Source organism: Candidatus Amarolinea dominans, assembly GCA_016719785.1.
Lineage (GTDB): Bacteria > Chloroflexota > Anaerolineae > SSC4 > Amarolineaceae > Amarolinea > Amarolinea dominans.
In genome coordinates this window covers 1-15,043 of the sequence record JADJYJ010000006.1, presented here as the reverse complement: position 1 = coordinate 15,043, position 15,043 = coordinate 1, and the positions used below count along the sequence as shown (strand labels likewise).

The following is a 15,043-nucleotide window of genomic DNA, read 5'->3' as shown; positions in this document are numbered from 1 at the left end:
TCCGGCTCCTCAGGTGGGCGCAAAGGTCGGCAGATAGCCCGCCTGCGCCGCCAGCAGGTCATCCAGCAGAGCCGCGGCAGCCGTGTAACTGTTGACCACCGGATCGAGCAGCAGCGCCTGCAGGGCCGCCTGGCGGTCGCCATGCACCGCGGCCTCCACGGTCAGGCTGGCGATGGCGCTGCGCTGCTGGAGCAGGGCGGCGCAGCCGGCCGGCAGATCGCCCACGGCCAGCGGCTGCACCCCGGCACGGCTGACCACGGCCGGCGTCTCGACCACCATCCAGTCAGGCAAGTTATGCACCGCGCCGTGGTTGACCACATTGACGGCCAGTTCGAGCTGCAGGCGGTTGTGCAGGACCCCGCAGATGACCGGCACGATGCGTTCGTCCGAACGATGGTCGAGCAGCGCGGCCAGCGCGTCATCATCGTGCAAGGCTTCATCCAGGGCGGCGGCGGTCATTTCCTTGAGTCCCTGTTGGCTGCGGAAAAGAGCCGGTTCGACCGCGGCCGCCGTGTCCGCGGCCAGGGGATCAGTCTCCCAGGCCCAGCCGATTTCCTCACCGAGGTGATCGTCGCCGGTCGCGGGGAAAAGGCCGAAGGCGTCGTACAGGCGCCGCGAGAGCGGTTCGAAGGTCGGCGGGCGCAGCGCCAGCCGCGTGCGGAAAGTCGGGTAGAGATCAGCACCGCTGCGGCGATGGCGCAGCGCGGTGATCCAAGTGAAGTGGTTGATGCCAACGGCCTGCAGATCAATCTCGGTTTCGTCCAGGTCGAGCGTCTGCGCGACGTTGGCCAGGCCGGCGCCGATTTGGTGGCAGAGGCCGATGACGTTCAGACGCGTGTAGCGGCTGAGAGCCAGGCAGACGCGGGAGAGGGGGTTGGTAAAATTGATGACCAGTGCGTCCGGGCAGAGCGCTTCGATATCCCGCGCAATCTCCAGCACCAGGGGCACGGTGCGCAGCGCGTGCAGCAGCCCGCCTGGCCCGCCATTTTCGCCCAGGATGTGGCGCACGCCATGCCGCCGGGGGATTTCCCAGTCCAGGCGCCAGAGCGGCAGGCGGTTGACCTCGACCGCGATGATGGCAAATTCCGCACCGGGCAACAGCGCCCGTCGGTCCGTGCTGGCCTGGATCGTGAAGGGCGCGCCACTGGCCGCGTTCAGGCGCTGGGCCAGGCGCTCCACCTTCGCCAGCGCCGGCGCATCCACATCCACCAGGCCAATGGTCGCCCCGGCCAGATCATCGCGGTGCGCGAACAGATCGCACAGGGTATCGAGTCCCACGCCGGCGCTGCCGGCTCCGATTAGAACGATGTGAGGGTCAGACATAGGCACTCCACAGAATAAGGGTATCCGCCCAGGAAGACGGAGAGGCATCTGGGGTCAGAGGACTTCAAGCCGAGAGAAATTTTAGCACAATGACGCGGAAATCAGGCAAACGAGCCATTGTTCTCTGCCTGTATCTTACACTTCCAACAAATCTGCCTAACGATCTTGAACATTGACCTGGGAACCTCCTAACATCGAGGGGTGGTCGCTTTGCACGAATTATGCAATTTGCCGGTATGTGTTACAATTGCATTCGATAATGCGGTTTCTCTATTTGGAACATCGGCAGTGGATGGCGGTATGACCGACGCAGTCACTCAGTACGACATTCTCTTCTTCGACAGCAGTTCCAAGCGGTCAAGCGCTACGGGCGCACCTGCAGCGTCCGGGTTATTCCCGTTTTCCTCCCTGGCGCCGAGAACGCCAACCCTGTTACGCTGTGGCACTCCCCTGATCAGATGTTTTCACGTGAATATGACCATTCACTTGCTAAACACGAAAAGGCAACATAGGCAAAGTGATGAATGATACTATCGGATTCTATTCTCTCCTTCCAACCCAGGACGGCAAAGGCTATCTTGGCGCGCTGTTGGTGACTGATGATCTGGGCAAGCCTACTGAATTCCGAGTCACCTATCCCGTAAAGCCGACTTTACTGCAAAAACAGCTCTACGGCGATTCTATGGTGCCACACATCGGGATCGAGCTCTGTGGAGAGCCGCTCTATCAGGCGCTCAAAATCAAGCCAGTCCTGGTATTGGTCGGTGATACACAATTCCTGCCACTCTCGATTTCCGTCGCCAGCCTCGTCGCGCACGTAGAGCGATTGGGCGAAACGTTCAAGGTTGCCAGCAGTTCAGATGTCAATCGGCAGACACCCGTCAAGCTGCAGTCAACATCGGCGCGTTTCCAGCCACTTGCAGTGACCTACCCTACTGATTATAACGACCAACGTCAAGCCGAGGTTCTTGCCCAGTTGAGTCGATTCTTTGTGAGTATTGATCTCTTGGAGCCTTTCACTCGGATTGATGCTGCGGCAAAGGCGTTGGCTGCCCAGGATGAGAAATTCCGCTGAGAGGTCTACACCAATGGCGTTTGAGCAACTGAAGCAGTGGGGACAGACACGGTTTCCGCTAAGAAGTCCACAGGTTGTTGAAATAGGTCTGGATGATCTCCTCGCTGGCCTCGCAATCCCTGCACGGGTGAGCGAAATGGCGTTGCCAAGCGTTAGCTCTCCCATGCTCAGCCCAAATTGCCTTGAGTCACTCGTAACGACAGCCTCCGACGACTTCGTGCTATATAAAGCACCGACTTGCTCCCCAGACATGTCGCTCGCCAGAGCGTTTCCTCAAACACTATGGTTTGGCATTTCTGAGCTCTTCAAACCAGAGCATTATGGGTTATCCGGGTTTCCGTTATGGTTTTCCCCACCCATTCATGATCTTTTCAAGCGATTGAATCCTCCTGATCGTGCAGGAAAAGCCTATGGACTGGATGACAGAATCACGGAAAGCAAACCTGCGTCCTTGTTTGATCCGTTGCAGGATTTTTCAGCGAGGTTGCCGCCATGGCAAGATCGCTGCAAACATGGGGTGTTGCGCAGTACCTGTGATTTCTGCGCGAATGAAAAGAAATCGTATTCCTGGCATCAGACAGCACCCTCAACTAGGCCGAAACAGCCCACGATCGACGTTTTCGATATTCTTTTGGCTTATTTGCAGCCGCCCCTTGAATCGTTGTTGGCTCAACCCTTGCTCTTTCCGCCGGATCGCCGACCCGATCCTTACCAGGTTCAGGGTATCCGATTCCTATTGTCCCATCCGTCAGCGCTTCTCGGTGATGAAATGGGTCTGGGCAAGACAGTTCAGGCCGTTATCAGTCTGCAAGGGCTTTTTAGACAGGGCCAGATCCATCACGCCTTGATACTCTGCCCCCGCTCACTCCTGGGCACTTGGGAGCGACATCTGGAGGAGTGGTCGCCGGAACTCTACGTGATCAAAGTTCGCGGCGATAGAGAAAGCCGTAGGCTTCTTTGGGAGTCTCCGGCCAACGTATTTCTATCCACTTATGAGACACTGCGTCAAGATACGGAACAGGGTCTTGACCTTACCCACCGCTTTCAAGCGATCATCCTGGATGAAGCTCAGAAGATTAAGAATCCCGATGCGGGCATCTCGCAGGCAGTCCGGCGATTGCAGCCTGTCTACCGTTGGGGGCTATCGGGTACGCCTCTTGAGAATCGTATTGATGACGTAGTCTCAATCTTTAGGTTTATCAACCCGAAAGTGTTCCAACATACTTGGCCTCCATATGAAGAGAAGATGGTCAAGGATCGCATCGCACCCTACTTCCTACGTCGTCGCGTGGCCGATGTTCTTCATGAGTTGCCAGAGAAAGTTTCTGATGAGATATGGCTAGATCTAAACGATGACCAGCGCTCCTCCTACGAATCAGCCTATCGGGAAGGCCGGGCGGAGCTTTCAAAGCCAGGTGCCAGCCGCATTCATGTTTTTAGCTTGATAACTCAGCTCAAACAAATATGCAACATGGACCCCCGCTCTGGGTCATCATCTAAGCTGGATTATCTCGAAGATCAACTTGAGAGCATCATTGAGAATGGTCAGAAGGCACTGGTTTTCTCCCAGTTCCCCAAAAAAACGTTACGCAAGATCGAACCTCGCCTTTCGTCATTTGTGGCTGATGTATTTGACGGGACCCTAAGCGATTCCGCTCGAGAGATCGCAATGACTCAATTTGAAACACAAGAGCATCCACGTGTGTTGCTGATGTCTGTTAAAGCCGGTGGGCTAGGATTGACTTTGACCCGTGCAAATCATGTTTTCATTTTGATCATTGGTGGAACCCGGCTGTCGCACGGCAGGCCGAAGCCAGGGCACATCGTCGAGGACAGAAGCAAACGGTGTTTGTGTATGATATTTTCACCGCCAATACCATTGAGGAAAAAATCCACGATCTGTTAGCACATAAGCAGCATTTGTTCGACACTGTTTGACGATCTATCCACGCAGGATGTTCAGAAGTGGATGACAGACGAGGAGTTGTTCGGTTTGTTCGATCTGCCCCCCACCAGTGCAAAGACTACCCAGACAACTTTCACTTCATCCGTACCCTTGCCTCAGCCAAGAGTCAAATTGCACACGATAAGCCCAGGCGAGTTTGAGCAACTGGTGGCCAGGTTGTACAACAAGATGGGGTTTACTACTCAAGTGACGCCAATGTCACGTGATGGCGGTGTCGACGTAGTAGCGCGCCGACTAAGCGACATAGGAAGCGAACACCTGATTATTCAATGCAAACATTGGCCAGATGGCGTCATTGGTGAGCCTACCGTTCGTGATCTGATCGGCACGTGGCACTCGCATCGCGAAGCTACACGAGCGATTCTTGTTACCACTGGGCGCTTCAGCAGCGGCGCTCTCGAGCTTGCGAAAAAGGAGCGCATCGATCTGGTGGACGGAGTCTATTTGGAAGGGTTGCTTAGGCGCTATGCAGTTGACTGAAAGGGCTTCTCGATCGGAGGATGTGCGGTAGCCTTCCGAGCTGTCGGCGTTTTTCATACTACTCGCCCTTTTTTGCGGTGGAGTTTGTGGGAGACGCTGCATCGGTGCGTATGGCTCATGCGAGATAGATATTGAGAGTCTCCATCAGGCGCCGAAAATAGGGCAGATACCGGTCCAGTGTTGTTGGGCTCAAACTGGCTAAGACCTGGAATGAGCGTTTGCCTTTTTGATATTGCCGGTCACGTCCACATGGGCGAGTGGCTTGCGCCAACGCCGCTTGCACCTCGTTGCGAGGGCGTTGTTCCAAATCGGCCAGGGGGAGAAGCGATTCCTCATTCAAACAGGTTCCAAAAAACGCACGCAACGCCGTGTGGTCGGCCATCACCCACGTTTCCATGCAGGTGACCATGAACTGCGCCTGATCATCAACAGCAGCGGCGGGGCGTTCCCAGCCATCTCGCGCTTGCAAGTGTGCCCAAGGTGCCTGCGTCACCGGCTCTTCACTATCTACCAATAGAAGTGCGATTTTTCCAGGATCGCGCAGGGCCGCTTTGAATTGTTTATAGGTTGCGCTCCGCCCGCCGCCGGCCACAATGCGTGGCATTCGGCCGCTAAAACCAGCCTTCTCCAAAAGCCTGCGGAAGCCCTCACGGCACCGCGCTTGTTGGTCTTTGCTGTCTCCGCCGCCTTCCACGTAAAGATAAGCGCTTACCAACGTGTTCCTCCCAACTCGCCGCGCATCCACAGTTCACCCAACCGATAGTCTTGCAGCCAGTGCGCCAGCTGATCGGCATCCAGCCTTTGCATCACCGTCTGCCCGGCTTGTTTTTCGCAAACGACAATGGTTTCAGGGTGTTCGGTGAGCGCGTTCACCAACATATCGGAATAGGTGGTGATGACAAGCTGGGTCCTCGCAGACGCGGCGATGAGCAGGTCGGCAATTTTGGGCAGAATGTCGGGATGCAGGCCCAGTTCAGGCTCCTCGATGGCAATCAAGGGCGGCGGTTCAGGATCGCACAGGATGGCGAGCAGGCAGAGATAGCGCAGTGTACCGTCGGAAAGTCGCGTGGCCGGAATCGTGAAGGCGTCCTCGATGAAGAAGACCTGCACCGTGCCGCCGGCGATGCTCAACTCGAAATCGGTCAAGCCATCGTACAGGTCGCGCAGCGCGTTGAGCAGGCTGCTCTTGGCCTTGGGGTTGAGCCGCAGCCGGTTGAGAAACATGCCGAGGTTGGAGAAGTCCTCCTCCAGCCGGTCGCTGCGCAAGTCGGTCTGCTGCGGTGCGCGGAAGATCGTACTGCGTCCAAACGACCACTCCCGATACAGGCGAATGCGCTCGTACATGCTGGCAAGATACGAGATTTCTGGATAGGTTTCGGGGTCACGCCGCTGCGGCAGGATGGATTGATTCAGTTCGACATTCTCACGCGTCAGGCGGCGCTGGCCGTTCTTGATGTTGAGCACGGGCTGCCCGTATTGGTAGCGATAGTAGAAGTAGACCTCGGACTGGTGAGCATAGGGGGCTTCGTTCTCGATGCGTTCGTCTTCGAGTTGAAACGTTTGCTGCTCAGCGCGGAAAGCAAGGCGATGGCGCAAGCCCTGGCGCTCTTGTCCGTGTGGGTTGGCAAGAATCGCCTCAAGGCTCGCCACGCCTTTGGGGTCGCCTTTCCATATCCAATCGCTGACACCTCCTTTCAGGCCGCTGCGCAGATCGCGCGCACTGGCACGCAGCAGCGAAAGGACCTCGATGAAGTTGGACTTGCCTGAGCCGTTTGGCCCGATCAACACATTGAGCGAGCCGAGCTGAAGCGGCTCAGTTTTTGGTCCAAATGAAAGCAGGTTGCGCAACGTAAGTTGACGGAGAAACGGTGTGGTCATCGGCCTTCCTCGATCAAGCAGCCAAATCTACAAGCTGCGGAATTGTAGCATCGAATCAAGATAATGACAATTGAATGCTGCTGCGCGGCCGTGATGGTTGAACCGGCTTTCAAGCCCGCAGCGACTGGCCCTGGTGGCGCGGCCGCCAGACTGCTGGCCGGCGCGGCGCGGAATGATCATGGCGGTATGCCGAATCGGCAGCCGTCTGGGTCATTCCCATGATGTGACTTGCGGAAGCACCCAGGTAGAGATATACTGAAAGCATCTCTAATCAGGAGGTGCGTCATGACGGCCCAGTACCGCAAGATCACGATTTCGTTACCCGGTAACCTGCTGGATTACGCCGATCACCGCGCCCGTCAAGCGCGACTCAGCCGCAGCCAGGTCATCAGTGAAGCGCTGACTGCAGCGCAAGCGCAGGAACAGACGCGCCTGGCCGCGGAAGGCTATCGCTTCTATGCCGGCGAGGCCAGCGAGTTTGCCGAGGTCAGCGCCGGCGCCGAGGCGCTGCGCGTTAGCGAGGGGGACGCCGATGGCCGTGAAGCGTGGTGGTGGAGGAAGGCCGCCTTCAATTGACTGGCTCTCCCAACGACCCAAACGTGGCGTATCGAATCGGGGCGGACGAGCATCAGAGAGACCTGGCGGGTTTGGAATGCGAATGAAGGGATGGTATCAAGATGGACGTACAGAGGTATCGCTTTGACCCGATAGATCATCAATTCATGCGCTTGCGCGGGCGACTGTCACCCGGTGAGCGTCTGCAGGCGATGCTGGCGGCGCGTGAATGGGTCGTCGGCGCCATCCGCGGCCGTCTCCGGCGACGCTACCCCGAGCTGACGCTGTACGAACTCAACCTGAAGGTTCTGGAGGAGATCGAACGTGCCGAGCGAAGACAGGCCCGACCTCAGCCTCTTTCTTGACATCTTGCGCACTCTCGAACGGATCGGCGCGCCCTACATGATCATCGGCGGCTTTGCAGCCACGATGTCCAAAGCGGCGGGTGTTGAGCGCAGGTTGGGCTTGACCCCCGCCGCTTGATCTCAATTCTGCAACACTCTCCTCAATGGCGCTTGATGATCGGAAACCACCGCAGATGCGCCTGCCCGACCGGCCCGCTGTTGCCGGCGCGATCGGTTGCCACTGCGGAGACACTGCCAGCGCCGGGCGGCAGCACGAAGGGGCCGGTGTAGACCTGGTAGTTGACCGGAGGCGTCTCCAGGCTGTAGAGAATGGATGCCAGGCCGGAACCATCTGCCTCGTCACGCGCGGCGACCGTTACGGTGCGTGTGCGCAGGTCCAACGACAAGATGCCGGTGGGCGCGGCCACATCGTTGGCCGCATCCCCGGTCAACGTGGCGCCGGGCATGGTTTGGATGGGCCAGTCCGGGGCATAGGTGACTTGCAGGGGTGATGGCACGGCGCTCGGCCCCGCGATCGTCAGCGTCGCCACCGTTGTACCGCTGATCGCGATGCTGGTGTAGACGGTGGATTGTTCACTGACCCCATTGACCATCTGGGTGACCTGCAACAGCGCGGCGTCGTTCGCCTGCGTACCGGTCACGGTCACGGTGTAGGGGCCACCGCCGGTAATCATGGCCACGGCCGCACCACGTGTCTCCACGTAACTCAGGCCGGGAATCCCGTATTCGACCACGAATCCAGAATCGGGGCGAGGGCCGGTATGTCGTCCCTGGGTATCGAAGAAACGCAGACGCGCGTCGCCGAAGAGGGTGAATTGGGTCCCGGTCACCTGCTGCGGCTCGACCGTGGCCGCCTCTGCGGACAGCACCTGCGTATTGCTACACAAACGTCCCGCCAGCATCTGTTCGAGCCAACCTTGCACCGTGGTGTCCAGGGGTAGCTTTCCGTGATTGACTCCCGCCACCGGGTAAAAACGATCATCAACGGCGGGCCGATTGGCCCCGCGCGCGCTGGTCTCGGGTACAGAGTCATCACCCCACAGGCTGAGTTGGGGTAGCGGCACTTCCCGTTTGTCTTTGCACTTGATCGTGCAGGGTCCACCGAACCAGCCGCAATGCTCGGCACATTCCTGGTGCGGCGTGAAAAGAATCATGCCGGGTGTCGCGATCCCTGTGCCCATAATCCGTTGATTGAAGTATTGGTCCGTCAGCACAGACATGTTGCCCACCGCGGACTCGCGCACGGTCTCGCTGACTTCAAGCAGCAGCTGATTGTGCCGGCTGGCTAGAAATGCTTCGCTATCGGCGTAATTGAGTGGGTCGTAGACGGTGCCCAGGTTGGCGTCCACGCGGGTTCGCACCAGGTAGTAGGGGAAGATGCCATCCTGCGCCGCGGCCGCAAACCAGGTGGGTTGGGGCAGCAGTTGGTAAAGCCCCAGGAAGTTCTGCGCCAGCCACCAGGTTTCCGCAGGCTGCAGATGGGCCTTCATGTCGTCGCCGGCCTCCAGGTACTTGGCAATCATCGGTGAGCCGAGGTAAGGGGTGCCCATGGTGATGAGCTGATCCACTTTGCCGGCGCCGTAATGGAGCAGATAGTTGCGCGCGACCAGGCCGCCCGTGCTGTGCGCCATCAGAACCACCTTGTCCATCTGCGTGGTTTGCAGCACGGCGTCAATCGTGGCCGCCAGGTCGCTGTCGGTATGCGCCCAGTCCTTGCGCCAGTCATACGGGTAGTAGAACAAGAGCACATTTTCCAGGTAACCCAGCGACTCCAGCTTGTTGATCATCCCCTGGTAGACATCCTGCACGATCCAGGCCACTTGAACCTGGCGGACTGGCCCTCCAACCTTGATACGACTGGGCCGGCCGCCGAAGAAATCGGGGTGCGCCGAATCGCCGTCCAGGTCCAGGGCCAGCGCGTCCATGTATTCCGGATCGCCGGTCAGGTTGGCCCACACGGCCCACCCATCGAGCCACAGGATGCTGTTCTCGAAGAAGGTGTGCTGCTCAATCAGGCCGCTCCAGAAGGTGAACGTCTCCTCAGCCCTCAGTTCGGACCCGCCCGCGCCGGGGATGAAGATGATGGGCAGACCGTCGGTGCGCGGGGTGCGCAGGGGTGCGCCCACCTGCAGCCAGTTGGTCAACAGGTCCGCGGCGACCACGTAATTGGTTCCGCCGCGACTGGCCGGAATGGTGAACGTGGTCGAGAACGATCCCTGCCCATTCGGCGCCACGGCGCCCACGTGGACACCATTGAAGCGTAACCAGACATGACCCGTGCCGCGCGGCGGCGTGACCGGGAAATTGCGGCCGGTCACTGTGATCTGCAGCCCCTCGCAGCCATCCTGCTGTGACAACGTCAGCTTGGGTGCCGTTGCATCCGCGCCATAGGCATTGTCGGTGATGACCGTGACGGTGTTACCGGCCCGGTTCCCGATGTAGATATTGCCGGTAAAAGCGTCAGCCACCGCGCCAAACGGATCGGCGCCAGCCTGGACCGTCGTAATCACGCGGTCTGGGTTGCTGCCAATCACCGTCACCGACCGGCTGGTCGAGTTGGTGAAGAAGACATTATTGGTCGCCGTGTTGATCGCGATACCGCCGCCGCCATCAGGCCCGCCGGAGCCTGCGGCCAGGCTGGCCACCAGGGTCAACCCACCGCTGCTGGCCCGATAGACTTTCACCTGCGAGACGTTCTGATCCGGCGCACAGGCGACGTAGAGGCGATCATTGACCGGGTTGAAATTCAACGCGAAGGGATGGCCTGTGACCCCGCACGGGGTGATGCTTTGGCCGGCGATGGGCTGCCAGTTGTTGTTGCCATCGAAGGTGATGACGTTGGCGCTGTCCCGGTGGCCGACATAGGCGCGCTTGAGGTAAGGATGCACGGCCAGGCCCCAGGCTCCGTTTCCGCCAGTTGGGATGCTGTGCTCGATGACCCCGTCGGGCGTCAGGACCCAGAGCTGATTGCGGCCGTGGCCGGCCACCAGCACGCGACCGGAATCGGGATGAACACCGATGAAGGCCGGCTCTGCGCCGCTGCCGAGCGAGGCGATCGTGATCCTCGCCAGGGTCGTGGCGTCCAGGACATACAGGTCGCCGCTGGTGAAGTTGGCGACATAGAGCCGGTTGTTGGACGGGTTGACGGCAACGCCCCAGGGTAGGACGCCGACGGCCGCCTGCTTCAGAACGGCGCCGGTCTGAGCGTCCAGCATCAGGACCTGGTTGCTGTTGCGGCTGGTCACATACAGCCGTTGGGTGAGCGGGGCGATTGCCAGGCCATTGGGAGATGGAATGTTGGGAAAGGTGCGAGTGTCTGGTGCCGCGACCGGCTCGCCAGCCGGGTCAGCAGGCGGCGGTGAATCTTGCGTCGCGTGGTGGGCCAGGGCAGGAATCGTCAGCAGGGAAAGCAGCAGAATCAACAGAATCGTGCGAGGCATGAGCCGGCGCAGCGCCGGCGGCTGTGATTTTTGAGCTATCATGAGATGACCTCCGTTCATAGCTCCGTTGCTTACGGTGGCATCACGAAAGGCCCGCGCTGATGAAGGGCAATCAGGCTGGCTGTATGGCTGTATGAATCAAGACGCTGGTGGGATAGGAAAAGAAACGTGATCAGGGTGCGCGCAAGGATGGGTCAGGACAAAAGCGCAGGAAGCACCTCGATGTCGGCAGGTGCGCAACCCGCTTGACCGTCTGCGCGTTGTTTGTTAGAATGAGACATGCAGACGCACCCGCGACGCCTGTCGAGCCTGTGTGCAAGGAGTAGGACGGTTGGCAGAGAGTCATGTAGACCTGACGGTCTGGGAGCCGGTCAGTGACAATCAGTTGGTGCCGCTGCACCCCATGCCATTGACCTGGTCGGTGGTGGTGCCGGTGCTGGAGGCCGCAGCGGCAAACGGCCGGGGTCATGAAGACGGAGCTTCCCGACGGGGCGCTCTGGCAGTTGGTCGAGGGCTGCCCCTACCAGCGGCGACGGACCGCGGCCGCCCCACTGACGGACGCGGCCGGACGCGGTGGGCTGCTGGCTCAGGTGGGCCTGGGCGGCCGCAGCAGCAAAGCGCTGACCGCCGCGGCCGCGGCCGCGGCTGATCGTTGTCAACGCGTGCAGCGCTGGTACGTGCGTGTGCGCGACACCCGCTGGGGGCAGGCCGACCTCTTGCAGGTGATGGAGGAGATCGAGCCGCAGGGCATCCTGGCGCTGACAACCTGGGAGCAGATGCATCTGGCCTGGCAGGAGAGCAGCCAGGAGGTGCTCCTGGCGCAGAAGGAGGCGTGGAGCGATGCGTCAGCCGCGGAGGTAGCGGATTTGATGACGCCGGTGTCCGGCTATGACCTGGCTCTGGGTCGCGTGGCGCGTGGGACAGACAGCCATGAGGCGCTCATCGGTCGTTTCGGCCATCGTGGCGTTGACGAGCCGGAGTTGTCCAGCCCACGCTGGCGCGAAGACCCCGCGAAATTGAGCGTGAAGCTGGCGGCTTACCTGACGCCGCCGGGGCAGGACCCCGCCGCTCGCCTGGCGCAGGCCGAACAAAAACTACTGGAACACCTGCGTTTCTTGCGGCGCCGCAGTGTCGAGGCCCTGCTGCAGGCGCGCCGGCGCTATGGCGAACTGCTCGATCAAGCCGATGATGCCCGCGCCCATTGGCTGGCCGCCACTCGTGTGTGGCTCCTGGCCGCGGCGCAGGAAGCCCTGGCCGATCAGCGCCTGCGCGAGGCGAGCGATATCTTCTTCCTGGAGTTGGAAGAGGTCAAGCAGTTGATGACGGGCGAATGGAATGTGACCCACCGCCAGCAGTTGTACGACCTGGTGGCTGCACGGTGCGCGGCCGCGTCGTCGGTCGCTTCCGCTGGCGGCGATCAACCAGCCGGCGATTGAAATCGCACCTAAAGGGAGTACCGCCAGGCGTTCACCTGCGGGGACGCGGCGCCGGCCAGCGCAGGCTGGCCCTGCGGTGGAACGCCCCTTCGCCCCGAATTCATTCGGCAGCCTGCAAGATAGGCACAGGGACAGTGTTTGCGCTGGTCAGGAGACCGGCGCCTAAGGGGGCAACATGCAAAATAGAGGTACGCTGTACGCCGGCACGATGTTGATTCTGCTCGGCATCGTCTTCTTGCTGTTCACCACGGCCGATTGGCTGCTGGTCCGTATGGGCATCGAATTCAACGCCTGGCGGTTTTGGCCGTTGATCATCCTGTTCTTGTCGGCGGCGTTCTGGGCGCCCATCTTCATCTGGTGGCGCCAGCGCACGAAGGTCATCGGCCTGGCCGTGCCTGCGTCCATCTTCCTGGTGCTCGGCCTGCTTTTTCTCTATCAGAGTTTGAGCGATGACTGGCGCAGTTGGACCTACGCCTGGTCCCTGATTCCGTTTTCTGTGGGCCTGGGTCTGTTTGCCATGTACGCGCTGGGCCAGCCGGAAACTCGCAGTAGCGGCCTGCTCTGGAGCAGCGTCGTCGTGGGAGCCATTGGCCTCTTCTTCTTTGTGCTGTTCGGCAGCTTCTTTGGCGGCACGGTGGTGCGCATCATCGCGCCCTTCCTGCTCATCATCGTTGGCGTCGCTGTCTTGGGCGGCAGCTTCTTGCGGCGCTAGGCCTCTTACTTCTTGGGAGGTGACAACGATGTCTCCGCAGCGAATCGTCCGCGCCCCGCGCGGCACGCAGTTGACGTGCCAGAACTGGCTCCTCGAAGCCCCTTATCGCATGTTGCAGAACAATCTCGACCCGGAGGTGGCCTGGGATCCGGACAACCTCATCGTCTACGGCGGCCGCGGCAAAGCGGCGCGCAACTGGGAATGCTTCGACGCGATCCTGCAGACCCTCGCCAGCATGAACGGCGACGAAACGCTGCTCGTGCAAAGCGGCAAGCCGGTGGCCGTCTTTCCCTCCCACCCCGATGCCCCGCGCGTACTGATTGCCAACTCCAACATCGTGCCGGCCTGGGCCACGCAGGCCAACTTCGACCGCTGGGAGGCGGAAGGGTTGATCATGTACGGCCAGATGACGGCCGGTTCCTGGATTTACATCGGCACGCAGGGCATCCTGCAAGGCACCTATGAGACGCTGGGCGTGCTGGCGCGCCAGCATTTTGGCGGCAGTTTGAAGGGAAAATTCGTGCTGACGGCCGGCCTGGGCGAGATGGGCGGCGCGCAGCCGTTGGCGGTGACGATGAACGAAGGGGTCGCGCTGATCGTCGAGATGGATCCGGCGCGCGCCGCGCGGCGCCTGGCCACGCGTTACCTGGACGAAGTCGTGGATGACCTGGAAGAGGCGATGACCCGCGTCGAAGAGGCCGTGCAGGCTGGTGTCCCGCGCTCGATCGGGCTGATCGGCAATGCCGCCACTGTGCTGCCCGAATTGGTGGCCCGCGGGGTGACGCCCGACGTCGTCACCGATCAGACCTGCGCGCACGATCCGTTGATGTACTTACCGGCCGGCCTCAGCCTGGCGGCGGCGGCCAGCCTGCGCCAGCGCGATCCGGCCGGGTACCAGCGCCAGGCGTTGGCTTCGATGGCCGCGCACGTGCAGGCCATGCTGGACATGCAGAAGGCCGGCGCCATCGTCTTCGACTACGGCAACAACCTGCGCCAGCGCGCCTTCGACCAGGGCGTGAGCGATGCCTTCGCCTATCCGGGCTTCGTACCGGCCTACGTGAGGCCGCTCTTCTGCGAAGGGCAGGGGCCGTTTCGCTGGGTGGCCCTGAGCGGCGATCCCGCAGACATTTACCGCACGGACCAGGCCATTTTGGAACTGTTCCCCGAAAATCAGCACCTGGCGCGCTGGATTCGCCTGGCGCGTGAGCGGGTTGCGTTCCAGGGCTTGCCTGCGCGCATCTGCTGGCTGGGTTACGGTGAGCGGGCGCGGGCTGGGCTGGCCTTCAACGACCTGGTGGCGCGGGGCGAGGTCAGGGCGCCGATCGTCATCGGCCGCGATCATCTCGACTGCGGCTCGGTGGCCTCGCCCAACCGCGAAACCGAAGGCATGTTGGATGGCTCCGACGCCATATCCGATTGGCCCATTCTGAATGCGCTGATCAACACGGCCGGCGGCGCCACCTGGGTCAGCTTCCACCATGGCGGCGGCGTCGGCATCGGCTACAGTCAACACGCAGGCCAGGTGATCGTGGCTGACGGCACCCCGGAGGCGGCCCGGCGCCTGCAGCGCGTGCTGACCAGCGATCCTGGCATGGGCATTGCGCGCCACGCCGATGCCGGCTATGCCCAGGCCCAGGATGCGGCCCGCCGCCACGGCATCCGTCTGCCGATGATGCCGCCCCGTGAATGAATTCACGGGCTGATACACCGCCCCGTGAATGAATTCACGGTCTGATACACCGCCCCGTGAATGAATTCACGGTCTGATACACCGCCCCGTGAATGAATTCACGGTCTGATACACCGCCCCGTG

At 60.7% G+C, this 15,043-nt stretch carries 12 protein-coding genes; 8 read left to right on the top strand and 4 right to left on the bottom strand.

What is annotated here, in order from left to right; translation table 11 throughout:
* Positions 1–9: 9 nt before the first annotated feature.
* On the bottom strand, positions 10–1,323 hold the full coding sequence (locus tag IPM84_08675; GenBank protein MBK9092835.1) for an alpha-glucosidase/alpha-galactosidase: 1,314 nt from the start codon (positions 1,321–1,323) through the stop codon (positions 10–12).
* A gap of 520 nt (positions 1,324–1,843) precedes the next feature.
* Between IPM84_08675 and IPM84_08670 the strand changes: the two genes are divergently transcribed.
* The 3 genes from IPM84_08670 to IPM84_08660 all read left to right on the top strand — a co-directional run bounded on the left by IPM84_08670 (position 1,844) and on the right by IPM84_08660 (position 4,844).
* Positions 1,844–2,398, top strand: a complete 555-nt coding sequence (locus IPM84_08670; GenBank protein ID MBK9092834.1) for a hypothetical protein — start codon at positions 1,844–1,846, stop codon at positions 2,396–2,398.
* A gap of 13 nt (positions 2,399–2,411) precedes the next feature.
* Positions 2,412–4,304, top strand: coding sequence for a DEAD/DEAH box helicase (locus tag IPM84_08665; protein ID MBK9092833.1), 1,893 nt, complete (start codon positions 2,412–2,414; stop codon positions 4,302–4,304).
* A 63-nt stretch (positions 4,305–4,367) separates the two neighbouring features.
* A complete protein-coding gene (locus IPM84_08660) occupies positions 4,368–4,844 on the top strand; it encodes a restriction endonuclease (protein ID MBK9092832.1) in 477 nt (158 codons plus the stop codon).
* 115 nt (positions 4,845–4,959) lie between these two features.
* Here IPM84_08660 and IPM84_08655 read toward each other — a convergent pair whose 3' ends face one another.
* A complete protein-coding gene (locus IPM84_08655; GenBank protein ID MBK9092831.1) occupies positions 4,960–5,559 on the bottom strand; it encodes a DUF4276 family protein in 600 nt (199 codons plus the stop codon).
* Positions 5,553–6,722: an AAA family ATPase gene (locus IPM84_08650; protein ID MBK9092830.1), complete on the bottom strand. Its 1,170-nt coding sequence runs from the start codon at positions 6,720–6,722 to the stop codon at positions 5,553–5,555. The genes IPM84_08655 and IPM84_08650 overlap by 7 nt, the downstream gene beginning before the upstream one ends.
* Before the next feature lie 285 nt (positions 6,723–7,007).
* Here IPM84_08650 and IPM84_08645 point away from each other — a divergent pair, with 285 nt between their 5' ends.
* The gene (locus IPM84_08645) at positions 7,008–7,298 is read left to right on the top strand and encodes a hypothetical protein (protein ID MBK9092829.1); all 291 of its coding nucleotides are present in this window, start codon (positions 7,008–7,010) and stop codon (positions 7,296–7,298) included.
* Between the two features lie 101 nt (positions 7,299–7,399).
* Positions 7,400–7,642, top strand: coding sequence for a hypothetical protein (locus tag IPM84_08640; protein ID MBK9092828.1), 243 nt, complete (start codon positions 7,400–7,402; stop codon positions 7,640–7,642).
* A gap of 140 nt (positions 7,643–7,782) precedes the next feature.
* Here IPM84_08640 and IPM84_08635 read toward each other — a convergent pair whose 3' ends face one another.
* Positions 7,783–11,124 (bottom strand): hypothetical protein, encoded by a 3,342-nt coding sequence (locus tag IPM84_08635; protein ID MBK9092827.1) that lies wholly within the window; start codon positions 11,122–11,124, stop codon positions 7,783–7,785.
* Positions 11,125–11,549: 425 nt separating this feature from the next.
* Here IPM84_08635 and IPM84_08630 point away from each other — a divergent pair, with 425 nt between their 5' ends.
* From IPM84_08630 to hutU, 3 genes are all read left to right on the top strand, one after another.
* On the top strand, positions 11,550–12,518 hold the full coding sequence (locus IPM84_08630) for a hypothetical protein (GenBank protein MBK9092826.1): 969 nt from the start codon (positions 11,550–11,552) through the stop codon (positions 12,516–12,518).
* A 175-nt stretch (positions 12,519–12,693) separates the two neighbouring features.
* Positions 12,694–13,230, top strand: coding sequence for a hypothetical protein (locus IPM84_08625; protein ID MBK9092825.1), 537 nt, complete (start codon positions 12,694–12,696; stop codon positions 13,228–13,230).
* Positions 13,231–13,258: 28 nt separating this feature from the next.
* Positions 13,259–14,920 (top strand): urocanate hydratase, encoded by a 1,662-nt coding sequence (hutU, locus tag IPM84_08620; GenBank protein ID MBK9092824.1) that lies wholly within the window; start codon positions 13,259–13,261, stop codon positions 14,918–14,920.
* Positions 14,921–15,043: the final 123 nt, after the last annotated feature.